The following is a 23,321-nucleotide window of genomic DNA, read 5'->3' on the forward strand; positions in this document are numbered from 1 at the left end:
GCCACAATGGCTGAAACCTCCGTCCGCAATTTTAACATTAACTTTGGGCCTCAACACCCTGCTGCGCACGGCGTTTTGCGTCTCGTGCTGGAGCTGGACGGCGAGGTGGTCGACCGCGTCGATCCGCATATCGGCCTGCTGCATCGCGGTACCGAGAAGCTGATCGAGGCCAAGACCTATCTGCAGGCGGTGCCCTATCTCGATCGGCTCGACTATTGCGCGCCGATGAACCAGGAGCATGCCTTCGCGCTCGCGGCCGAGCGCCTGCTCGGCATCGAGGTGCCGAAGCGCGGCCAGCTGATCCGCGTGCTCTATTCCGAAATGGGCCGCATCATGTCGCACATCCTCAATGTGACGACGCAGGCGATGGACGTCGGCGCGCTGACGCCGCCTCTGTGGGGCTTCGTCGAGCGCGAGAAGCTGATGGTGTTTTATGAGCGCGCCTCCGGCTCGCGCATGCATGCGGCCTACTTCCGGCCAGGCGGCGTGCATCAGGACCTGCCGCAGAAGCTGATCGAGGATATCGGCAAGTGGATCGATCCGTTCCTGAAGTCGGTCGACGACCTTGACGCCTTGCTCACCGGCAACCGCATCTTCAAGCAGCGCAATGTCGACATCGGCACGGTGTCGCTCGCCGACGCCTGGGCCTGGGGTTTTTCGGGCGTGATGGTGCGCGGCTCGGGCGCGGCCTGGGACCTGCGCAAGGCGCAGCCTTATGAATGCTATTCCGAGATGGATTTCGACATCCCGATCGGCAAGAACGGCGACTGCTACGACCGTTATCTCGTGCGCATGGAAGAGATGCGCCAGTCGGCGAAGATCATGCGCCAGTGCGTCGATCTGCTGCTCGGCAAGGAAAGCGGTGGCCCGGTATCGAACCTCGACGGCAAGGTGGTGCCGCCGAAGCGCGCGGCGATGAAGCGCTCGATGGAAGCGCTCATCCATCACTTCAAACTCTACACCGAGGGCTACCGCGTGCCGGCCGGCGAGGTCTATGCGGCTGTCGAGGCGCCGAAGGGCGAGTTCGGCGTCTATCTCGTCTCCGACGGCACCAACAAGCCCTATCGCTGCAAGCTGCGCGCGCCGGGTTTTGCGCATCTGCAGGCCATGGATTTCCTGTGCCGCGGCCACATGCTGGCCGACGTCACCGCCGTGCTTGGCTCCCTCGACATCGTGTTTGGTGAGGTCGATCGCTAAATGTCAGTCCGCCGTCTCGCAGATGCCAGCGTCCAGCCAGCCTCCTTCGCCTTCAACGAGGCGAACGCTGCGGCGGCGCAGCAGTGGATCGCCAAATATCCGAAGGGACGCGAGCAGTCGGCCATCATCCCGTTGCTCATGATCGCTCAGGAACAGGAAGGCTGGGTGACGAAAGCGGCGATCGAGACGATCTCGGATATGCTCGGCATGCCGCGCATCCGCGGCCTCGAGGTCGCCACCTTCTACACGCAATACCAGCTCAATCCGGTCGGCACCCGCGCCCATATCCAGGTCTGCGGCACCACGCCCTGCATGCTGCGCGGCTCGGAAGCGCTGATGGATGTGTGCCGGTCTAAGATCCATCACGACCAGTTCCATACCAACGACAGGGGCACGCTGTCGTGGGAGGAAGTCGAATGCCTCGGCGCCTGCGTCAACGCGCCGATGGTCATGATCTTCAAGGACACGTTCGAAGACCTGACGCCGGAGCGCCTTGCCGAGATCATCGATCTCTATGAAGCCGGCAAAGGCGCCGAGGTGAAGCCCGGTCCGCAGAACGGCCGCATCGGTTCGGAGCCGGCCACGGGCCTGACGACGCTGAAGAGCGAGAACGCAATCCTGAAATCCACCCGCGACAAGGAAGCCAAGGCCGCCGCGAAGGCAGCCAGACAAGCCGCTGCCGCAGCGCCGGCTACTGCATCCGCCGCCGTCGTCTCGCAGGCGCCTGCCGCGCCGCCCTCGGCCCCTGTCGGGCCATCGAAATCCGGCAAGCCGAAAACCGACGCGCCCGAAACCAGTCCGGCACTAAGGACACCGTCGCCGGTCAAGGTTTCGCCCGCGACCGAGAAGGCGGCCAGCGTCAGGGCGCCGCGCCACTCCGCAGCCAATGCCAACCAGGCTTCTCCGGAAGTCGAGGCGGTTTCGAAGCCGCGCAGCGGGCCGAAGGCCAAGGCCGAGCCGGCGTCCGCCTTCAAGTCGCCGGAAGCGAAGCAGCCTGCGACCAAGACGGCCAAGCCTTCGCTCGAGGACAAGAACCGCCCGGCCGGGATCGCGCGTCCGGCAACGGTCGACGATCTGAAGCTGATCTCCGGTGTCGGTCCGAAGATCGAAGGCGTCCTGCATTCGCTTGGCATTTATACTTTCGCCCAGGTCTCTGCGTGGAGGAAGGCCGAGCGCGAATGGGTCGACGGCTATCTCAATTTCCGCGGCCGTATCGAGCGCGACGACTGGGCGAAGCAGGCCAAGGCGCTCGCCAAGGGCGGCGTCGCCGAGTACATCCGCGTCTTCGGCAAGAAGCCGGTCTGAGGGACGAACAATGCTTCAGGACAAAGACCGCATCTTCACCAACATCTACGGCCTCTTCGACAAGTCGCTGGCCGGAGCGCAGGCGCGCGGCATGTGGGACGATACACCCGGCCTGATCGCCAAGGGACGCGACTGGATCATCAACGAAATGAAGGCAAGCGGCCTGCGCGGCCGTGGCGGCGCCGGCTTCCCGACCGGCCTGAAATGGTCGTTCATGCCCAAGCAGAGCGATGGCCGGCCGAGCTATCTCGTCATCAATGCCGACGAATCCGAGCCTGGCACCTGCAAGGACCGTGACATTCTGCGCAACGATCCGCATACGCTGGTCGAGGGCGCGCTGGTCGCCGGTTTCGCCATGGGCGCGGTCGCTGCTTACATCTATGTGCGCGGCGAGTTCATCCGCGAGCGCGAGGCGCTGCAGCGCGCCATCGACGAGGCTTATGCGGCCAAGCTCATCGGCAAGAACAACACCTCCGGCTACGACTTCGACGTCTATATACACCACGGCGCCGGCGCCTATATTTGCGGCGAGGAGACGGCGCTGCTCGAAAGCCTCGAGGGCAAGAAGGGCCAGCCGCGACTGAAGCCGCCATTCCCGGCCAATGTCGGCCTTTATGGCTGCCCGACCACGGTCAACAACGTCGAATCCATCGCCGTGGCGCCGACGATCCTGCGCCGGGGTGCTGCCTGGTTCTCGTCCTTCGGCCGGCCGAACAATGCCGGCACCAAGCTCTTCTGCGTGTCCGGGCACGTCAACAATCCGTGCACCTTCGAAGAGGCGATGTCGATCCCGTTCCGCGAACTGATCGAGACGCATTGCGGCGGCATTCGCGGCGGCTGGGACAATCTGCTCGCGGTCATCCCGGGCGGCGCTTCGGTGCCGCTGGTGCCGGCCGAGCAGATCATCGACGCGCCGATGGATTTCGATGCATTGCGCGACCTCAAATCCGGCCTCGGCACTGCGGCTGTCATCGTCATGGACAAGTCGACCGATATCGTGAAGGCGATCGCCAGGCTTTCCTACTTCTACAAGCATGAGAGCTGCGGCCAGTGCACGCCGTGCCGCGAAGGCACCGGCTGGATGTGGCGGGTGATGGAACGGCTGGTGCGCGGCGAAGCGCAGAAGCGCGAGATCGACATGCTGCTCGATGTCACCAAGCAGGTGGAAGGTCACACGATCTGCGCGCTGGGCGATGCCGCGGCCTGGCCGATCCAGGGCCTGATGCGGCATTTCCGTGGCGAGGTGGAGCGCCGCATCGACGAGTTTTCGCGCAACGCGCACCGGGTCGAGCCGGTGATGGCGGCGGCGGAATAGATTTGCAAGACGGGCATTGCCCGGGACGGAAAGCAGGGGCGGGGCGTACGAAGAAACGACCAGGAGATGTCTATGGCGCCGTATTCGATAGCCTACCCGCTGATGCCTTATTTGGACGAACTCGAGAAGATGAACCCGGACCTGACCAAGATGATGCCGAGGGAGATGGCCAGCGCCGTCAACCTGATGGCGCATCCTGTCGCGGGCGTGGCTGCACTATCGGCGGTAGGCATCGGTTTCGCCAACCATGCCCTGGGTGTCTGGATGGGCGCGTTCTCCGGCGCCGTCGAAGCCTCGCAGCGCATGCTCCAGCCGTTCCTCGACGATCTCGAGGCGCGGACCGAAGCCGCCAACAATTCGTCCAAGGCGCGCAAGGCGACCGAGACGCTGATCGCCGAGGCGCAGACCTTCGCCAGGGATGTGACCGACATCGCGGCGAACGCCAGCGCTGAGAAGGCGCTCGACGCGAGAGGCGACACGGTAGCCGGAACGGCCGCGACCGGTCTGATGCCGGAAGATTTCAGGCAGCCCAAGGCGATCGACAAGCCGGCAAAGCCGTCCGACCTGAAGGCGATATCGGGCATCGGGCCGAAGCTGGAGAAGGTGCTGAATGGTCTTGGCATCTGGTCCTACGACCAGATCGCTGCCTGGACCTTGGAAGAGATCGCCTGGGTCGAGGATTACCTGTCGCTCGCCGGCCGCGTCGGCCGCGACGACTGGACTGGCCAAGCGGCGGCGCTGGCCGCCAAATAGTGAGATGAAATGCCGGGCGCAGTCGCGCCCCGGAATGAAAGATTGCGGGAAATCCGCGAGGGTTTGAGGCGAATGGCAAAGCTCAAGGTCGACGGGAAAGAGATCACGGTACCCGACCATTACACGCTGCTGCAGGCGGCCGAGGACGCCGGCGCGGAAGTGCCGCGCTTCTGCTTCCATGAGCGGTTGTCCATCGCCGGCAATTGCCGCATGTGCCTGATCGAGGTGAAGGGTGGCCCGCCCAAGCCGCAGGCCTCCTGCGCCATGGGCGTGCGCGACCTGCGCCCCGGCCCGAATGGCGAAGCGCCGGAAATCTTCACCAACACGCCTATGGTCAAGAAGGCCCGCGAAGGCGTGATGGAGTTCCTGCTGATCAACCATCCGCTGGATTGCCCGATCTGCGACCAGGGCGGCGAGTGCGACTTGCAGGACCAGGCGATGGCCTTCGGCGTCGACTCCTCGCGCTACCATGAGAACAAGCGGGCGGTCGAAGACAAGTATATCGGTCCGCTGGTCAAGACGGTGATGAACCGCTGCATCCACTGCACGCGCTGCGTCCGCTTCACCACCGAGGTCGCCGGCATCTCCGAACTCGGCCTGATCGGCCGCGGCGAGGATGCCGAGATCACCACCTATCTCGAACAGGCGATGACCTCGGAGCTCCAGGGCAACGTCATCGACCTTTGCCCGGTCGGCGCGCTGACCTCCAAGCCGTTCGCCTTCCAGGCGCGGCCGTGGGAGCTGACCAAGACGGAGTCGATCGACGTCATGGACGCCGTCGGCTCGGCGATCCGCGTCGATAGCCGCGGCCGCGAGGTGATGCGCATCCTGCCGCGCGTCAACGAGGCCGTGAACGAGGAGTGGATCTCGGACAAGACGCGCTTCATCTGGGATGGCCTGCGCACCCAGCGCCTCGATCGTCCCTACGTTCGCAAGAACGGCAAGCTTGCTCCGGCAAGCTGGGCGGAAGCCTTCGCGGCGATCAAGAACGAGGTGTCGAAGACCGCGCCCGAGCGCATCGGCGCCATCGCCGGCGACCTCGCCGCGGTCGAGGAAATCTATGCGCTCAAGCTTTTGATGGCGGCGCTCGGCTCCAAGAACATCGACTGCCGCCAGGACGGCGCTGCGCTCGATCCATCGCTCGGCCGTGCCAGCTACATCTTCAATCCGACCATCGAAGGCATCGAGCAGGCCGACGCGGTGCTGATCGTCGGCGCCAATCCGCGCTTCGAGGCCTCGGTGCTCAACGCCCGCATCCGCAAGCGCTGGCGCGTCGGCAACCTGCCGATCGGCGTCATCGGCGAGATCGGCGACACGCGTTATGACTACGAGCTAATCGGCGCCGGCCCAGAGTCCTTGAAGGACTTGGCCGACGGCAACGGCAAGTTCTTCGAGGTGCTGAAGAATGCAGCGCATCCGCTGATCATCGTCGGCCAGGGCGCCCTGGCGCGCTCGGACGGCGCGGCAGTGCTCGGCCAGGCGGCAAGGCTGGCGATGGCCGTCAATGCCGTCACGGCCGAGTGGAACGGCTTCGCGGTGCTGCACAACGCGGCGGCCAGAGTCGGCGGGCTCGACGTCGGCTTCGTGCCGGGCGAGGGCGGCAAGAATGTCGCCGGCATGCTGGGCGCGACGGATCTCCTGTTCCTGCTTGGCGCCGACGAGATCGACATGGCCAAGACCGGCGGCGCCTTCGTCGTCTATATCGGCACGCATGGCGATGTGGGCGCACACCGCGCCAATGTCATCCTGCCGGCTGCTGCCTACACCGAAAAGTCCGGCACCTATGTGAACACGGAAGGCCGCGTGCAGCAGACCAACCGCGCCGGTTTCGCCCCGGGCGAAGCGCGCGAGGACTGGGCGATCCTGCGGGCGCTGTCGGATGTGCTCGGCAAGAAGCTGCCGTTCGATTCGCTGGCGCAGCTGCGCGCGAAGCTCTATGGCGAATACCCCCATCTTGCCCGCGTCGATCATGTCGCGGCGGGCAGCGCCGACGGCGTTGCCAGGGCGGCGAAGCTCGGCGGACGCTTGAACAAGGGCACCTTCACCTCGCCGGTGAAGGACTTCTATCTCACCAACCCGATCGCGCGGGCCTCGGCCGTGATGGCTGAGTGCTCGGCGCTGGCCAAGAGCGGCTTCAAGCAGGCGGCGGAATAAGCATGGACACCTTCTTTTCCTTCTACGTGCTGCCGGCGCTGCTGATCCTGTTGAAGTCGGTCGTGCTGATCGTCGTTCTTTTGATCTTTGTGGCTTACGTGCTTTATGCCGACCGCAAGATCTGGGCTGCGGTGCAGCTGCGCCGCGGCCCGAACGTGGTCGGTCCCTGGGGCACGCTGCAGGCCTTCGCCGACCTTTTGAAATTCGTCTTCAAGGAGCCGGTGATCCCGTCGGGCGCCAACAAGGGCGTCTTCCTGCTGGCGCCGCTGGTCTCAGCCGTGCTCGCGATCTCGGCCTGGGCGGTCATTCCGGTCAATCAAGGCTGGGCTATTGCTAACATCAATGTCGGCATCCTTTATGTTTTCGCCATCTCCTCGCTCGAGGTCTACGGCGTGATCATGGGCGGCTGGGCGTCGAACTCGAAATATCCGTTCCTGGGCGCGCTGCGCTCAGCCGCGCAGATGGTGTCCTACGAGGTGTCGATCGGCTTCGTCATCGTCACCGTGCTGCTTTGCGTCGGCTCGCTCAACCTCTCCGACATCGTGCTCTCGCAGCAGGATGGCCTCGGCACCAAGCTCGGCCTGCCCAACACCTTCCTCGACTGGCACTGGCTGTCGCTGTTCCCGATGTTCATCGTGTTCTTCATCTCGGCGCTGGCCGAGACGAACCGTCCGCCCTTCGATCTGGTGGAAGCGGAATCGGAACTCGTCGCCGGACACATGGTCGAATATTCGTCGACGCCGTTCCTGCTCTTCTTCTTGGGCGAGTACGTCGCCGTCGTCCTGATGTGCGCGCTGGCCACCATCCTGTTCCTCGGCGGCTGGCTGCCACCGTTCGATTTCGCGCCCTTCACCTGGGTGCCGGGCCTGATCTGGTTCGTGCTCAAGGTCTGCCTGGTGTTCTTCATGTTCTCGATGGTGAAGGCGTTTGTGCCGCGCTACCGCTATGATCAGCTGATGCGGCTAGGCTGGAAGGTCTTCCTGCCGATCTCGCTGTTCATGGTCGTCGCCACCGCGGCCTTCCTCAAGATCACGGGGTTTGCGTGATGTCCGCTCTTGCCCAAGCCGCAAAGGCCCTGTTGCTGAAGGATTTCGTCAGCGCCTTCTTCCTGTCGATGCGCCAGTTCGTTGCGCCGAAGGAGACGATCAACTATCCGCACGAGAAGGGACCGACCAGCCCGCGCTTCCGCGGCGAGCACGCGCTGCGCCGCTACCCCAATGGGGAGGAGCGCTGCATCGCCTGCAAGCTTTGCGAGGCGATCTGTCCGGCACAGGCGATCACCATCGAAGCCGGCCCGCGCCGCAACGACGGTACGCGGCGCACCGTGCGCTACGATATCGACATGGTGAAGTGCATCTATTGCGGCTTCTGCCAGGAAGCCTGCCCGGTCGACGCCATCGTCGAGGGGCCGAATTTCGAATTCGCGACCGAGACGCGCGAGGAGCTTTACTACAACAAGGAAAAGCTGCTCGCGAACGGCGATCGCTGGGAGCGTGAGCTGGCGCGCAACATCGCGTTGGACGCGCCCTATCGCTGACATTTGACGCATGGACGGGGCGAGGGCCTCGTCCAAAGGATGGTCCCCGAAAAGTTGCAGACTTTCGGACCAGATCATCCTCCGGAATGAAAAGAGTGTCGCATGTTTCTTTCGATCGGGTCTTTCAACCCGATCGGAACATGCGATAGGAACACGCAACTTTGCCAGCCGGAGGCGGCGGCGACATCGAGCAGGGGCGCTGAGCCAGTGTTCGGACAGGAACCCGAGGGAACCCCATGCTGAGTGGACTAGAGGCGGTCTTTTTCTACCTCTTCGCCTTTATCGCCGTGGCGTCGGCTTTCATGGTCATTTCGTCGCGCAACCCTGTGCATTCCGTGCTGTTCCTAATCCTCACCTTCTTCAATGCCGCTGGCCTGTTCATGCTGACCGGCGCCGAGTTCCTGGCGATGATCCTGCTCGTCGTCTATGTCGGCGCGGTGATGGTGCTGTTCCTGTTCGTCGTCATGATGCTCGACGTCGACTTCGCGGAGATGAAGCAGGGCGCGCTGCAATATGCGCCGATCGGCGCGCTGGTCGGGCTGATCCTGGCGGCGGAGCTGATCGTCGTGCTCGGCGGCTACAGCTTCGCGCCGCAGCTTGCCTCGACGGTGGCCAAGGCAACGCCGGACCTCGCCGCGCGCTCCAACACGGCGGCGCTCGGCGACATTCTCTACACGGACTATCTCTATTATTTCCAGATCGCCGGCCTCGTGCTTCTGGTCGCCATGATCGGTGCCATCGTGCTGACGCTGCGCCACAAGGAAGGCGTCAAGCGGCAGTCGATCGCCGCCCAGGTCGGCCGCACGCCGGCAACGGGCATGGAAATCCGCAAGGTCAAGTCGGGCGAGGGTATCTGAGATGGTCGTCGGCATCGCGCATTATCTGACCGTATCGGCGATCCTGTTCACGCTCGGCGTGTTCGGCATTTTTTTGAACCGCCGCAACATCATCGTCATCCTGATGTCGATCGAGCTGATCCTGCTCGCGGTCAACATCAACTTCGTCGCCTTCTCGGCGGCGCTGCATGACCTCGTAGGGCAGGTATTCGCCCTGTTCGTGCTGACGGTCGCCGCGGCGGAGGCCGCGATCGGACTTGCCATTCTTGTCGTCTTCTTCCGCAACCGCGGCTCGATAGCGGTCGAAGACGTGAACCAGATGAAGGGTTGACGGGAACAACCATGTACCAGGCCATCGTCTTCCTTCCGCTGCTCGGCTTCCTGATTGTCGGCCTGTTCGGCAATTCGCTCGGCGCCAAGGCATCCGAATACATCACTTCCGGCTTCCTGGTGATCGCGGCGGTGCTGTCGTGGATCGCCTTCTTCACCGTCGGCTTCGGCCATGGCGAAGTGTTCACCGTGCCGGTGCTGCGCTGGATCCAGGCGGGCGGGCTCGACGTCGCCTGGGCGCTCAGGATCGACACACTGACGGTGGTGATGCTGGTCGTCGTCAACACCGTGTCGGCGCTGGTCCATATCTATTCGATCGGCTACATGCACCACGATCCGAACCGGTCGCGCTTCTTCGCCTATCTGTCGCTGTTCACCTTCGCGATGCTGATGCTGGTGACGGCTGACAATCTGGTGCAGATGTTCTTCGGCTGGGAAGGCGTCGGCCTCGCCTCCTATCTGCTGATCGGCTTCTGGTACAAGAAGCCCTCCGCCAACGCCGCGGCGATCAAGGCCTTCGTCGTCAACCGCGTCGGCGACTTCGGCTTCGCGCTCGGCATCTTCGGCGTCTTCGTGCTGTTCGGCTCGGTTAATCTCGGCACAGTCTTTGCCAACGCAGCCTCCTTCCTTCCGGCCGAAGGCGCGCCGGAGGGCGCCGCGGTGCTCACCTTCCTCGGCCATGCGCTCGACAAGCACACGGCGCTAACGGTGGTGTGCCTGCTGCTGTTCATGGGCGCCATGGGCAAGTCGGCGCAGGTGCCGCTGCACACCTGGCTGCCCGATGCCATGGAAGGCCCGACGCCCGTCTCGGCGCTGATCCATGCCGCGACCATGGTGACGGCCGGCGTGTTCATGCTGGCGAGGCTCTCGCCGCTGTTCGAGCTGTCGCATTCGGCGCTGACCGTCGTCACCTTCATCGGCGCCTTCACCGCCTTCTTCGCGGCCACCGTCGGCCTTGTCCAGAACGATATCAAGCGCGTCATCGCCTATTCGACCTGCTCGCAGCTCGGCTATATGTTCGTGGCGCTCGGCGTCGGCGCCTATGGCGCGGCGATCTTCCATCTATTCACGCATGCCTTCTTCAAGGCGCTGCTCTTCCTCGGCTCGGGCTCGGTCATCCACGCCGTCTCCGACGAGCAGGACATGCGCCTGATGGGCGGGTTGAGGACGCTCATCCCCAAGACCTACTGGATGATGGTGATCGGCACCCTGGCGCTGACCGGCGTCGGGATCCCGGCGACGGTGATCGGCACCGCCGGCTTCTTCTCCAAGGACGCCATCATCGAAGCGTCCTTTGCCAGCCACAACGCGGTCGCGGGCTTTGCCTTCGTGCTGCTCGTGATCGCCGCCGCCTTCACAAGCTTCTATTCCTGGCGGCTGATCTTCATGACCTTCCACGGCGAGCCGCGCGCCAGCCACGAGGTCATGCACCACGTGCATGAATCGCCGCCGGTGATGCTGGTGCCGCTCTACGTGCTGGCTGCCGGCGCGCTGTTTGCCGGCATCATCTTCCACGGCGCCTTCATCGGCGAGGGCTATGCCGAGTTCTGGAAGGCCTCGCTGTTCACGCTGCCGGACAACCACATCCTGCACGAGATCCACGAATTGCCGTTGTGGGTGGAACTGGCTCCGTTCATCGCCATGGTCATCGGCTTTGCGGTCGCGTGGAAGTTCTACATCCGCTCGCCGGAACTGCCCCGGAGCGTCGCCGCCAACCATCGCCTGCTCTACGGCTTCCTGCTCAACAAATGGTATTTCGACGAGCTCTACGACTTCCTTTTCGTGCGGCCGGCGAAGCGCCTCGGCCGGTTCCTATGGAAGACGGGTGACGGCGCCATCATCGATGGGCTCGGCCCCGACGGCATCTCGGCACGCGTCGTCGACGTCACCAACCGCGTCGTCAAATTGCAGACCGGCTACCTCTACCACTATGCCTTCGCCATGCTGATCGGCGTGGCCGCTCTCGTCACCTGGATGATGCTCTGATGACCGACTGGCCAATCCTCTCGCTGGTCACCTTCCTGCCGCTGGTTGGTGTTCTGCTCATTCTGCCGATCAGCGACGACAGCGAAAACGCGCGCCGCAACATCCGCTCGATCGCCTTCATCACGACGGCGTTCACCTTCGTGGTGTCGCTGTTCATCTGGAAGGGCTTCGATAATTCGCAGGCCGGCTTCCAGTTCGTCGAGAAGCACGCCTGGCTGGATTCGGGCATCTCCTACCATATGGGCGTCGACGGCATCTCGATGCTGTTCGTCATCCTGACCACCTTCCTGATGCCGCTCTGCATCCTGGCCTCGTGGGATGCGATCGAGAAGCGCGTCAAGGCCTACATGATCGCCTTCCTGATCCTCGAGACGCTGATGATCGGCGTGTTCTGCGCGCTCGACATTGTTCTCTTCTACGTCTTCTTCGAGGGCGGCCTGATCCCGATGTTCATCATCATCGGTGTCTGGGGCGGCAAGCGGCGCGTCTATGCCTCGTTCAAGTTCTTCCTTTATACGCTTGCCGGCTCGGTGCTGATGCTGCTCGCCATCATGGCGATGTTCTTCCAGTCCGGCACGACCGACATCACCACGCTGCTGACGCATAACTTCCCGGCCAACATGCAGACCTGGCTGTGGCTCGCCTTCTTCGCCTCCTTCGCGGTGAAGATGCCGATGTGGCCGGTGCACACCTGGCTGCCCGACGCGCATGTCGAGGCGCCGACGGCGGGTTCGGTCATCCTGGCCGGCATCCTGTTGAAGATGGGCGGATACGGCTTCCTGCGCTTCTCGCTGCCGATGTTCCCGCTGGCGTCGGAGATGTTCGCGCCGCTGATCTTCACGCTCTCGGTCGTCGCCATCATCTACACCTCGCTGGTGGCGCTGATGCAGGAGGACATGAAGAAGCTCATCGCCTATTCGTCGGTCGCCCATATGGGCTTCGTCACCATGGGCATCTTCGCGATGAATCAGGAGGGCGTGCAGGGCGCGATGTTCCAGATGCTCAGCCATGGGCTCGTCTCCGGCGCGCTATTCCTGTGCGTCGGCGTCATCTATGACCGCATGCATACGCGCGAAATCGACGCCTATGGCGGGCTGGTCAACAACATGCCGAAATACGCGACCGCGTTCATGATCTTCACCATGGCCAATGTCGGCCTGCCGGGCACCAGCGGCTTCGTCGGCGAGTTCCTGACCATGCTCGGCGTATTTCGGGTCAACACCTGGGTGGCGTTCTTCGCCGCTACCGGCGTGATCCTGTCGGCAGCCTATGCGCTCTGGCTCTACCGCCGCGTGATCTTCGGCGCACTGACCAAGGAGAGCCTGAAGAACCTGCTCGATCTGTCGACGCGCGAGAAGGCGATCATCTACCCGCTGGTGGTGCTGGTGATCTTCTTCGGCGTCTATCCGGCGCCTGTCTTCGATGCCACCACGCAGTCGGTCAAGGCGCTCGTCACCAACGTCACCGCTTCCATCAATTCCGCGCAAACCGCGGCGGCGAACTGACCGGGGAAACACCATGACGCCGGACCTTCTCTCCAGCCTTTCGCTGTCGACGCCGGAACTGATCCTCGCCGTCGGCGCGCTGGCGCTTCTGATGGTGGGCGCCTATTCGCGCTCCAACAACACCATGACGGTGACCGGGCTCGCGGTCGCGGTGCTGGTGATCGCCGGCCTCTGGCTCGCTTTCTCCGGCGGCGAAGGGTCTGCCTATGGCAGCGCTTTCGTCCAGGACTCGTTCGGCCGCTTCATGAAGATGCTGGCGCTGATCGGCTCGGCCGTCACGCTCGTCATGTCGATGCGGTTTGCCAGGCAGGAGCATTTCGACAAGTTCGAATATCCGGTTCTGATCGTGCTGTGCACGCTCGGCATGATGCTGATGATCTCGGCCAACGGCATGATCGGCCTTTATCTCGGGCTCGAGCTGCAGTCGCTGGCGATCTACGTGCTGGCGACGATCAACCGTGACAATGTCCGCTCGACCGAGGCCGGCCTCAAATATTTCGTTCTCGGCGCGCTGTCGTCGGGCATGCTGCTCTACGGCATCTCGCTGGTCTACGGTTATACCGGCAACACCGGCTTCCACGAGATCGCGACGGCGCTGGGCAGCGGCGAACGTCAGCTCGGCCTTGTCTTCGGCCTGGTCTTCGTGCTCGCCGGCCTCGCTTTCAAGATCTCGGCGGTGCCGTTCCACATGTGGACGCCGGACGTCTATGAGGGCGCGCCGACGCCGATCACCGCCTTCCTGGCCGCCGCGCCGAAGATGGCGGCGATGGCGCTGATCGTGCGCGTCACCATGGGGCCTTCAAGCCGATCGCCGCCGACTGGCAGCAGATCGTCGTGTTCATCTCGATCGCCTCGATGGCGCTTGGCGCCTTCGCCGCGATCGGCCAGACCAACATCAAACGGCTGATGGCCTATTCCTCGATCGGCCATATGGGATACGCGCTGGTCGGCCTTGCCGCGAACAGCCAGGCCGGCGTGCGCGGCGTGGCGATCTACATGCTGATCTATCTGGTGATGACGCTCGGCACCTTCGCCTTCATCCTCGCCATGCGGCGCAAGGAGGGCAATGTCGAGCAGATCGGCGATCTGGCGGGCCTCGCCTCGACCAATCCCATCATGGCCACCATCCTCACCATCCTGATGTTCTCGCTGGCCGGCATTCCGCCGCTCGCCGGCTTCTGGGGGAAATGGTACGTGTTCCTCGCCGCCATCAACGCGCATCTCTATGCCCTGGCGATCATCGGCGTGCTGGCTTCGGTGGTGGGCGCCTACTATTACCTGCGCATCATCAAGATCATGTGGTTCGACGAGCCTGTCGGCGGCTTCGTGCCGATGGCCAGCGAATTGCGCCTCGTGCTCGGCGTCAGCGGCGCCTTCGTGCTGTTCTATGTGCTGATCGGCGGGCCGATCGGCAGCTATGCCGAAGCCGCCGCCAAGACCTTCTTCTGACGGGATGGCATTTCGGCTGGCTCCAACCGCGGCGTCGGAGGGGTTCCGGCTCGAGGCCCATGACAGCGTCGGCTCGACCAACGCGCTGGCGCTTGAGCATGCACGCGCGGGCGATCCGGGAAAACTCTGGATCGTCTCGAAGAAGCAGGAAAGCGGACGGGGTCGGCGCGGCCGCGCCTGGGCGACGCCTGAAGGCAATCTGGCGGCGACGCTGCTTCTGGTTCCGAATGGCGAGCTGCGGCTCGCCGCGACGCTTGGCTTCGTCGCCGGGCTTGCGTTGGCCGACGCGCTCGACGCCGTCGTCCCGCAAGGGCGGATCGCCGTTGGCCTGGACGGAGCCAGCAAAGGACGCAACCGCTTCGAGCTGAAATGGCCGAACGACGTGCTCGCCACCGGCGCCAAGCTTGCCGGCATCCTGCTGGAATCGACCCTGCTCGAAGGCGGCCGTTTCGCGGTTGCCGTCGGCATCGGCGTCAACGTCGTGGCATACCCCGAGGATCTGCCTTATCCGGCGACGTCGCTGCAGGCGCTGGGTGCCAATTGCGATGCCGAGATGCTGTTCCTGGCGCTCTCGGATGCCTGGAGCGAGAATTTCAGATTGTGGGACGACGGGCGGGGACTTAGCGCGATCAGGAAACGCTGGTTGGCGCGCGCCGCGGGGCTCGGCGGCGAGGTTGCTGTCAGAATTGACGGCAATGTGGTGCGCGGCGTCTTCGAAACCATTGACGAGGACTGCCGTTTCGTGATCCGCGACGATGACGGAACTGTTTTGACGATCGCGGCCGGCGACGTGCATTTCGGCGCGGTCGCGTCGGCCCGTCTTTGACGACTTGATTTGATTGGCTTGGCCTGACTGGCCAGGAAGGAAAGGATTTATGGCGAATACTGAGAACGCCGAACTCGTCTTCGCGCCGCTCGGCGGTGTCGGCGAGATCGGCATGAACTTCGCCCTCTATGGCTACGGGCCCGCGGACGCGCGCGAATGGATCGTAGTCGATGTCGGAGTCACATTTCCGGACAGCGCGCATCCGGGCGTCGATCTGATCCTGCCCGACACACGCTTCATCGAGGAGAACCTCGACGGCTTGCGCGGCGTGGTCGTAACCCATGCGCATGAGGACCATTACGGCGCGCTGCTCGATATCTGGCCGAAGCTCAAAGTGCCGGTCTGGATGACGCCGTTCACCGCCGGCCTGCTGGAGGCCAAACGGCAGGGCGAGCAGAACGCGCCAAAAATCCCGGCAATGATCTACAGGGCCGGCGAGACGTTCACTATCGGGCCGTTCGAGATCGAAGCCATCCCGGTTGCGCATTCCATTCCCGAGCCGATGTCGCTGGCGATCGCTACGCCCGCCGGCACGGTAATCCACACCGGCGACTGGAAGATCGATCCGGCGCCGACGATCGGCCCCAAGACGGATGAGGCGCGCTTCCGCGCTTACGGCGACAAGGGCGTGCTGGCGCTGATCTGCGATTCCACCAATGCGCTGCGGGAAGGGGAGTCGCCGTCGGAAGTGGCGGTCGGCGAGGGCCTGAAAGGCGTCATCGAAAACGCCAAGGGCCGCGTCGCGGTCACCACCTTTTCCTCCAATGTCGGGCGCATCGTTTCGATCGCCAAGGCTGCGCGGGACGCCGGCCGGCAGTGCCTTGTGCTCGGCCGCTCGCTGAAGCGCGTGATCGATGTCGCGACCGAACTCGGCTACATGGACGGCCTGCCGGAATTCATTGCCGAGGAGGATTACGGCTATATCCCGCGCGAGAATCTGGTGGTCATCTGCACCGGCAGCCAGGGCGAGCCGCTGGCCGCACTTGCGAAGCTGTCGCGCGACGAGATGAAGTCGGTGGCGCTGACGGCCGGCGACACGGTGGTGTTTTCCTCGCGCACCATTCCCGGCAACGAGAAGGCGATCCTGGAGATCAAGAACCGGCTGATCGACCTCGGCATGAAGATCATCGAGGACGGCGACGCGCTGGTGCATGTCTCCGGCCATCCGCGCCGCAGCGAATTGCGCAAGATGTATGAATGGGTGCGGCCGCAGATCGGCGTGCCGGTGCACGGCGAGGCGGCGCATCTGGTGGCGCAGGGCTCGCTTATGTCGATGTCGGGCATCGGCCAGGTGGCACAGGTGCGCGACGGCGATATGCTGAGGCTCTGGCCCGGTCCGGCCACGATCATCGACCAGGTGCCGTTCGGCCGCCTCTACAAGGATGGATACTTGATCGGAACCGACCAGGCGATGGGCATACGCGACCGGCGCAAGCTGTCCTATGCCGGGCATGTCGCGGTCAACGTCGTGCTCGACGAGAAATACGAGCTAGCCGGCGATCCCGATCTGGTGGCGATCGGCGTCGCCGAGGCCGATGCCAGCGGCGAGACGCTAGAGGACCTGATGCTCGATGCGGCAATCGGCGCGGTGGACTCGATCCCCCGCCAGCGCAGAAAAGACCTCGACCTTGTGCAGGAGGCCGTGCGCCGCGCCGTCCGCGGCGCCGCCAACGAAGCCTGGGGCAAGAAGCCGCTGGTGACGGTGTTTGTCACTAGATAAGGGAGTAGGGGAGTCGGGAATAAGGGAGTAGGGAATAGCAAATAGCTCGGAGTTTTTCCTACCCCCCTACTCCCCTAACTTTCGGAGCGCTTATGCTCGGACGCCTAAATCATGTCGCGCTTGCCGTGCCGAACCTGGCTGCGGCGACAGCTGCGTACCGCGATACGCTGGGCGCTCGGCTGAGCGAGCCGCAGCCGCTGCCGGAACATGGCGTCACGGTTGTGTTCGTCGATGTCGGCAACACCAAGATCGAGCTGCTGGAGCCGCTGGGCGACGCTTCACCGATCGCGGCTTTCCTCGCGAAGAACCCGTCGGGCGGCATGCATCATGTCTGCTACGAGGTCGACGATATCCTCGTCGCGCGCGACCATCTCAAGGCGAGCGGCGCGCGTGTTCTCGGCGACGGCAATCCGAAGATCGGCGCGCATGGCAAGCCGGTGCTGTTCCTGCATCCCAAGGACTTCTTCGGCACGCTGGTCGAATTGGAGCAGGCATGAACTGGGTTTCCTTTGTCGCACTGTTCTTCGTCACCTGGTGGCTGGTGCTGTTCGCGGTGCTGCCGTTCAGCCTGCGCACCCAGGATGAGGACAAGGACGTGACGCTCGGCACGGTGTCGAGCGCGCCGAAGGGACCGCACATGCTGCGCGCGGCGATCCGCACGACGGTCGTCACCGCGATCGTGATCGGCATTTTCTACGGCCTGACAAGGGGGCTCGGCTTCGGCTTCGACGACATCCCGCACATCGTGCCGGACTTTACTCATACTGCCGGCCGCTAGCGCCCTGCACAGTTCCGCAAGTATTGATCAACCCGCGCCCGTGCTGGTTGAAATCGGAAGCCGACTTTCGATTTTGAGGGCTAACGCAGCATAATGCTGTTTGGCAGGTCGTGGTCCTAAGCAGATGATTGCACAAAAAAAATGCAAGGCACAAGGCCTTGCAATTTAAACGCGTCCGATCTGTTTCCGGTGTCCGGCGGCAGCGAGTAACCGCGCCTAGATCGCATCCTCCCAAGACTTTGACCGCGTAGGAGAGCAGATTTTTCTCCGCCCTCTCGGTTATCGGCGCACACTAGACCAAGGCAGGTGAAAATGTCACGAAGAATTTTGCCCCCAAATAGGCAATATCGTGCTGCACTGCACAATAGTGGGGCAGCGCTTGCTTGTGAATCGATCAAAAGGCCAGATGCGGCACTTTGGTGGCCAAAACGGGCCTTTTGATCATGCGCAGAACGCCGCAACACTTTGGAGCGCTCGGGTTTCCATTCGGTCATGAAATGGCTATGAAGCCCGGGCAAGCAGCCTCGGTTGCGCCGATTCCCCGCGCCGCCATTTTTTCATTCACGGACCAGTCCATGCGTTTGTCGCGCTACTTCCTGCCCATTCTCAAAGAAAACCCCCGTGAGGCCGAAATCGTCTCGCATCGGCTGATGCTGCGCGCCGGCATGATCCGCCAGCAGGGGCAGGGCAGCTTCTCCTGGCTGCCGCTCGGCAAGCGCGTGCTGGACAAGGTCTGCCAGATCATCCGCGAGGAGCAGAATCGAGCCGGCGCGCTGGAAATCCTGATGCCGACCATCCAGTCGGCGGATCTGTGGCGCGAGAGCGGCCGTTACAATGACTACGGCAAGGAGATGCTGCGCATCAAGGACCGGCAGGACCGCGACATGCTCTATGGTCCGACCAATGAGGAAATGGTCACCGAGATCTTCCGCGCCTACGTCAAGTCCTACAAGGACCTGCCGCTCAACCTCTATCACATCCAGTGGAAGTTCCGCGACGAGGTGCGCCCCCGCTTCGGCGTGATGCGCTCGCGCGAGTTCCTGATGAAGGACGCTTACTCCTTCGATCTCGATTTTGAAGGCGCCAGAGCCGCCTATAACCGCATGTTCGTCTCATACTTGAGGACGTTCACGCGCATGGGCCTGCAGGCCATTCCGATGCGCGCCGATACCGGCCCGATCGGCGGCGACCTCAGCCACGAATTCATCATCCTGGCCGAGACCGGCGAGAGCCAGGTGTTCTGCGACCGCGCCTATCTGTCGCTCGACGTGCCCGGCGCGGATACGAACTTCTCCAACGATGCCGAGATCGGCGGCATCGTGACGAAATGGACGACTCCTTACGCCGCCACCGACGAGATGCATGACGAAGCGGCATGGGAGAAGGTGCCCGAAGGCGAGAGGCTCTCGGCGCGCGGCATCGAGGTCGGCCATATCTTCCATTTCGGCGAGAAGTATTCCAAGCCGATGAACGCGAAGGTCACCGGTCCCGATGGCAAGGACCATTATGCTTCGGGCGGCTCGTACGGCATCGGCCCGTCGCGGCTGGTCGCGGCAATCATCGAGGCGAGCCATGATGATAACGGCATTATTTGGCCGGAAGCGGTCGCGCCGTTCAATATCGGTCTGATCAACATGAAGGTCGGCGATGCCGAATGCGACCGCGTCTGCGACGAGCTCTACGCAGCGCTGACCTCGGCCGGCAAGGACGTGCTTTATGACGACACCGACCAGCGGCCGGGCGGCAAGTTCGCAACCGCCGACCTGATCGGTCTGCCCTGGCAGGTGATCGTCGGACCGCGCGGGGTGGCTAGCGGCGAGGTCGAGATCAAGCACCGCCGGAGCGGCGAGCGCGAGACGCTGCCGATTGCGGAGGCCCAGAAACGCCTGGGTATCGCCTGATGGGCGAGGCGGCTGCAGCTCGATCGCCGGCAGGCGCCTTTTCAGGCTTCGAGCGCATGGTGGCGTGGCGCTACCTGCGTTCGCGGCGCAAGGAGACGGTGATCTCGGTCATCGCCTCGATCTCGTTCCTCGGCATCATGCTGGGCGTCGCCACGCTGATCGTCGTCATGGCGGTGATGAACGGTTTTCGCGCCGAGCTGCTCACCCGCATCCTCGGCGTCAACGGCCATCTGATCGTGCAGCCGCTCGATTCGCCGCTGGAGGACTATGCGCAGGTGGCGAGCCGCATCAACGGCGTTGCCGGCGTCAAATACGCCATCCCACTGATCGACGGGCAGGTGCTGGCGCAAGGCAATGTCGGCGGCGGCACCGGCGCGCTGGTGCGCGGCATTCGCGCCGAGGATCTCAACAAGATCTCGATTGTGTCCAGCAACATCAAGCAGGGCACGCTCGACGGTTTCGACACCGGCGATGGCGTGGCGATCGGCAAGCGCATGGCCGAGAATCTCGGGCTGGTGCTCGGCGACACCATCACGCTGATCTCACCCGAAGGCGACGTTACCCCGCTTGGCACCACGCCCCGCATGAAGGGCTACAAGGTGGCGGCAATTTTCGAGGTCGGCATGTCGGAATATGACAGCTCGATCGTCTACATGCCGTTCTCCGAAGCGCAGCTCTATTTCAACATGGACGGACGGGCGCAGACCATCGAGATCTATGTCGACAATCCCGACAATGTCGATGCGCTGAAGCCGTTGGTCGAGCAGGCTGCGCAGCGGCCGGTCGACCTCGTCGACTGGCGCCAGCGCAACGAGACCTTCTTCTCGGCGCTGCAGGTCGAGCGCAACGTCATGTTCATGATTCTCACGCTGATCGTGCTGGTGGCGGCGCTCAACATCATCTCCGGCCTCATCATGCTGGTGAAGGACAAGGGCCACGACATCGCGATCCTGCGCACCATGGGCGCGTCGCGCGGCGCGATCCTGCGCATTTTCCTGATGACGGGGGCTGCGATCGGGGTCACCGGCACTATCGCCGGCGTGCTGCTCGGCGTCGTCATCTGCCTCAACATCGAATCGATCCGCCAGTTCTTCTCCTGGATGACCGGCAGGATCCTGTTCAATCCCGAGCTCTATTTCCTCAGCCAGTTGCCTGCGAAGATGGACCCGCGCGAGACCACCTATGTCGTCATCATGGCGCTCACCCTGTCTTTCCTGGCCACGGTGTTTCCGGCTTGGCGGGCAGCCCGGCTCGATCCGGTCGAAGCCTTGAGGTACGAGTGATGGCCGAAGCCATTATCGAGCTGAAGGGCGTCGAGCGGCACTATGTCCAGGGGCCGCGCAAGCTGACCATTCTGAACGGCGCCGACTTCTCGCTCAGGCGTGGCGAGATGGTGGCGCTGGTGGCGCCGTCGGGCACCGGCAAGTCGACGCTGCTGCATACGGCGGGGCTGCTCGAGCGGCCGGACGCCGGCGACGTGATCCTCAGCGGCCGCGCCTGTGGCCGGCTGTCGGATGACGAGCGCACCGCTATCCGCCGCAACGATGTCGGCTTCGTCTACCAGTTCCATCATCTGCTGCCGGAGTTCACCGCGCTCGAAAACATCATGATGCCGCAGCTGATCAAGGGGCTCGGCCGCAAGGAGGCATCCGAGCGGGCGGCGCAGCTTCTCGACTACATGCAGATCGGCAAGCGGGCGCAGCACCGGCCGGCCGAGCTATCCGGCGGCGAGCAGCAGCGCGTGGCGATCGCGCGCGCGGTCGCCAATGCGCCGCTGGTGCTGCTGGCCGACGAACCTACCGGCAATCTCGACCCGGCCACCGCCTCTTACGTGTTCGATGCGCTGGAGGCGCTGGTCAGGCAGTCGGGGCTGGCGGCGCTGATCGCCACCCACAATCACGAGCTGGCCTCGCGCATGGACCGGCGGGTGACGCTGGCAGAAGGCAAGGTGGTGCCGCTTTAAGGGAAGCCGATATTAGGCTGGGGCCGGCCTGTCGACCGCAGCTTCCTGCGCTTGCGTACTCACTACTAATAAGTACCCGCCGTTACGGTTCTCGGAACCTACCATCTTCGGCTCGCCTGATCTCGACTTGCCCTCCGCGCGCTCGAAACGAGCCTATCGTCTCGTCAACCTTTCCTTAACCGTGCGCGAACGGTCCGACTGAATTCGCCAGTATGCCTCTCGGGCGATCGTTGACATTCGAACAAAATTAGAACAAATTGCGAACATATTAACAACAGGAGAGAGTTATGGCCGATCTGGTTCAGGATGTCGTCTCGCTGGTCTGCATGAGCACCTTTCTCATTTCCATGGCGATCTGGATTGGCGCCATGTGAGCAGGCGGCTGGCGGCCGCCCCCTTGGGCGGACGAAGGGTGCGCTCTCTGTTTGGGACGGGCACGAGCTCGCCCATTGTTAAGCTTTTCTTGGCCGCACCCCCGCTAGCTTGGCTCGCAAAGACAGGGAGCAAGGGCAGTGTCGGTCATCGCCACGGTCACACTCGTGGCCGGAAATCTCGGACTGATCTTTCTCTTGATGACGGTGCCGCTCGGGCTGCGCACGGTTACGGTCAGCCGCGTGATCGAGGCTGACCGGAATCGCCTGTGGCAGGCGCTGTGGCCGTTCGGCAGCGACGCCGGCTGGTCGGGTGAAATCCTTTCCGTCGAACCGCTGGACGGCGAGGGGACGGCGCTGATCAAACTGTGCTGGGAAGGGCGCGACGGGCGGCCGATCGAACGCAAGGCGCGGTTCGACGATGTGGTGGAAGGCAGCCGTTTCTCGATGCGCGTCGTTGTGGACACGGCTCTCGATCCCTCGTTCTGGGCCGACTATCGCGAAACCACCGCGCTCGCGCCCGAAGGCGATGCGACGCGCGTTACGCTCACGCAAACCGACCGCTATCGCGGCGTCGCCTTCCTGATCTTCCGCTACTTCGCCATGCGCCGCGAGCTCGCCAAGTTGCAGGTCTGGGCGAGAACCGGAACGTATCGCAGGGGCGGCTGGTTCGAGCATCCGGTGAGCCAGATAGGCTTTGCCGTGCTTTCGGCCTTCATCCTGTGGCCGTTCTTCGGCCTCAACCTCGGGGGACTGGCGCTGGCTGTCATCCTAACTTCGGTGGTGGCGCTGCACGAGCTTGGCCACATGGCGGCATTCCGCCTGACGGGGCATCGCCGGGTGCGCATGATCTTCATTCCGTTGCTCGGCGGTATCGCCATGGGCGGCAGGCCGTATGACAGCCGCTTCGAGGTCGCGTTCGTGGCGCTGATGGGGGCGGGCTTCTCCGCTTTCCTTGTGCCTCTGCTGATCGCCGCCAGCGGCCTTGCCGGCAGCGAAGGACACCGCCCGGCAGCAGTGCTGCTGGCGACGCTTGCCGGCTGCGCGTCGCTGTTCAACATCGCCAATCTGGTGCCGGTGTGGAAGTTCGACGGCGGCCAGGTGCTGCGCCAAATCTGTCCGGGCCCGATCGCGCTGGCGCTTGCCTCCTTCCTGCTGCTGTTCGCCTTGCTGGCGCTCGGCTGGCGCGCCGGCTTCTCGCCCAGCTTCCTGCTCGTCGCCGGCGCGGTGTTCTCGGTCCTCAGCCTGCTCACGGTCGGCAGCGGCGTGAAACCGCGTCACGAGCTGAAGCCGATCCACGCCTTCGATCGCCTGGCCATGGCCGGCGCGCTGCTGGCGGTCTTTTCCATTCACGGCTATGGCGTGCTCTGGGCCTCCGCGCAACTGATGTAGCCG

19 protein-coding genes and 1 pseudogene are annotated in these 23,321 nt (G+C 63.7%); all 20 read left to right on the plus strand.

Annotated features, from left to right (window positions below; genetic code table 11):
* The first annotated feature begins 6 nt into the window (after positions 1 to 6).
* The 20 genes and pseudogenes from EJ078_RS26160 to EJ078_RS26255 all read left to right on the plus strand — a co-directional run bounded on the left by EJ078_RS26160 (position 7) and on the right by EJ078_RS26255 (position 23,318).
* A complete protein-coding gene (locus EJ078_RS26160) occupies positions 7 to 1,197 on the plus strand; it encodes an NADH-quinone oxidoreductase subunit D (protein WP_095779761.1) in 1,191 nt (396 codons plus the stop codon).
* Positions 1,198 to 2,502 (plus strand): NADH-quinone oxidoreductase subunit E, encoded by a 1,305-nt coding sequence (locus tag EJ078_RS26165; RefSeq protein ID WP_127215164.1) that lies wholly within the window; start codon positions 1,198 to 1,200, stop codon positions 2,500 to 2,502.
* A 10-nt stretch (positions 2,503 to 2,512) separates the two neighbouring features.
* Positions 2,513 to 3,817 carry an NADH-quinone oxidoreductase subunit NuoF gene (gene nuoF / locus EJ078_RS26170; RefSeq protein WP_127215163.1) on the plus strand — a complete coding sequence of 435 codons (1,305 nt, stop codon included), beginning with the start codon at positions 2,513 to 2,515 and terminating at the stop codon, positions 3,815 to 3,817.
* Positions 3,818 to 3,889: 72 nt separating this feature from the next.
* Positions 3,890 to 4,570, plus strand: coding sequence for an NADH-ubiquinone dehydrogenase (locus tag EJ078_RS26175; protein ID WP_095801982.1), 681 nt, complete (start codon positions 3,890 to 3,892; stop codon positions 4,568 to 4,570).
* A gap of 72 nt (positions 4,571 to 4,642) precedes the next feature.
* On the plus strand, positions 4,643 to 6,724 hold the full coding sequence (gene nuoG / locus EJ078_RS26180) for an NADH-quinone oxidoreductase subunit NuoG (RefSeq protein ID WP_127403902.1): 2,082 nt from the start codon (positions 4,643 to 4,645) through the stop codon (positions 6,722 to 6,724).
* Between the two features lie 2 nt (positions 6,725 to 6,726).
* Entirely contained in the window at positions 6,727 to 7,770 is a 1,044-nt protein-coding gene (gene nuoH, locus EJ078_RS26185) for an NADH-quinone oxidoreductase subunit NuoH (RefSeq protein WP_066998780.1), read from the plus strand.
* On the plus strand, positions 7,770 to 8,261 hold the full coding sequence (nuoI, locus tag EJ078_RS26190; RefSeq protein WP_066998784.1) for an NADH-quinone oxidoreductase subunit NuoI: 492 nt from the start codon (positions 7,770 to 7,772) through the stop codon (positions 8,259 to 8,261). The genes nuoH and nuoI overlap by 1 nt, the downstream gene beginning before the upstream one ends.
* Before the next feature lie 236 nt (positions 8,262 to 8,497).
* A complete protein-coding gene (locus tag EJ078_RS26195; protein WP_066998787.1) occupies positions 8,498 to 9,118 on the plus strand; it encodes an NADH-quinone oxidoreductase subunit J in 621 nt (206 codons plus the stop codon).
* A 1-nt stretch (position 9,119) separates the two neighbouring features.
* Positions 9,120 to 9,428: an NADH-quinone oxidoreductase subunit NuoK gene (nuoK, locus tag EJ078_RS26200; protein ID WP_066998791.1), complete on the plus strand. Its 309-nt coding sequence runs from the start codon at positions 9,120 to 9,122 to the stop codon at positions 9,426 to 9,428.
* Positions 9,429 to 9,439: 11 nt separating this feature from the next.
* Complete coding sequence (nuoL, locus tag EJ078_RS26205; RefSeq protein WP_127215160.1) at positions 9,440 to 11,413, plus strand: NADH-quinone oxidoreductase subunit L; 1,974 nt, start codon at positions 9,440 to 9,442, stop codon at positions 11,411 to 11,413.
* Complete coding sequence (locus EJ078_RS26210; RefSeq protein ID WP_095826201.1) at positions 11,413 to 12,918, plus strand: NADH-quinone oxidoreductase subunit M; 1,506 nt, start codon at positions 11,413 to 11,415, stop codon at positions 12,916 to 12,918. Before nuoL ends, EJ078_RS26210 begins: the two co-directional genes overlap by 1 nt.
* Positions 12,919 to 12,931: 13 nt before the next feature.
* Positions 12,932 to 14,367 (plus strand): annotated as a pseudogene (gene nuoN / locus EJ078_RS26215) (NADH-quinone oxidoreductase subunit NuoN).
* 4 nt (positions 14,368 to 14,371) lie between these two features.
* Entirely contained in the window at positions 14,372 to 15,193 is an 822-nt protein-coding gene (locus EJ078_RS26220) for a biotin--[acetyl-CoA-carboxylase] ligase (RefSeq protein ID WP_127403900.1), read from the plus strand.
* Between the two features lie 49 nt (positions 15,194 to 15,242).
* Complete coding sequence (locus EJ078_RS26225; protein ID WP_095801977.1) at positions 15,243 to 16,913, plus strand: ribonuclease J; 1,671 nt, start codon at positions 15,243 to 15,245, stop codon at positions 16,911 to 16,913.
* Between the two features lie 92 nt (positions 16,914 to 17,005).
* Complete coding sequence (gene mce, locus EJ078_RS26230; RefSeq protein WP_127216623.1) at positions 17,006 to 17,410, plus strand: methylmalonyl-CoA epimerase; 405 nt, start codon at positions 17,006 to 17,008, stop codon at positions 17,408 to 17,410.
* A complete protein-coding gene (locus EJ078_RS26235; RefSeq protein WP_067001240.1) occupies positions 17,407 to 17,691 on the plus strand; it encodes a DUF1467 family protein in 285 nt (94 codons plus the stop codon). Before mce ends, EJ078_RS26235 begins: the two co-directional genes overlap by 4 nt.
* A gap of 575 nt (positions 17,692 to 18,266) precedes the next feature.
* Positions 18,267 to 19,592 (plus strand): proline--tRNA ligase, encoded by a 1,326-nt coding sequence (proS, locus tag EJ078_RS26240; protein WP_095802024.1) that lies wholly within the window; start codon positions 18,267 to 18,269, stop codon positions 19,590 to 19,592.
* On the plus strand, positions 19,592 to 20,875 hold the full coding sequence (locus tag EJ078_RS26245) for a lipoprotein-releasing ABC transporter permease subunit (RefSeq protein ID WP_067001237.1): 1,284 nt from the start codon (positions 19,592 to 19,594) through the stop codon (positions 20,873 to 20,875). Before proS ends, EJ078_RS26245 begins: the two co-directional genes overlap by 1 nt.
* Positions 20,872 to 21,555 carry an ABC transporter ATP-binding protein gene (locus EJ078_RS26250; protein WP_176477718.1) on the plus strand — a complete coding sequence of 228 codons (684 nt, stop codon included), beginning with the start codon at positions 20,872 to 20,874 and terminating at the stop codon, positions 21,553 to 21,555. Before EJ078_RS26245 ends, EJ078_RS26250 begins: the two co-directional genes overlap by 4 nt.
* 512 nt (positions 21,556 to 22,067) lie before the next feature.
* Positions 22,068 to 23,318, plus strand: coding sequence for an SRPBCC family protein (locus EJ078_RS26255; RefSeq protein ID WP_127403436.1), 1,251 nt, complete (start codon positions 22,068 to 22,070; stop codon positions 23,316 to 23,318).
* The last annotated feature ends 3 nt before the right edge of the window (positions 23,319 to 23,321 follow it).

The organism is Mesorhizobium sp. M1A.F.Ca.IN.022.06.1.1 (assembly GCF_003952605.1).
GTDB lineage: Bacteria > Pseudomonadota > Alphaproteobacteria > Rhizobiales > Rhizobiaceae > Mesorhizobium.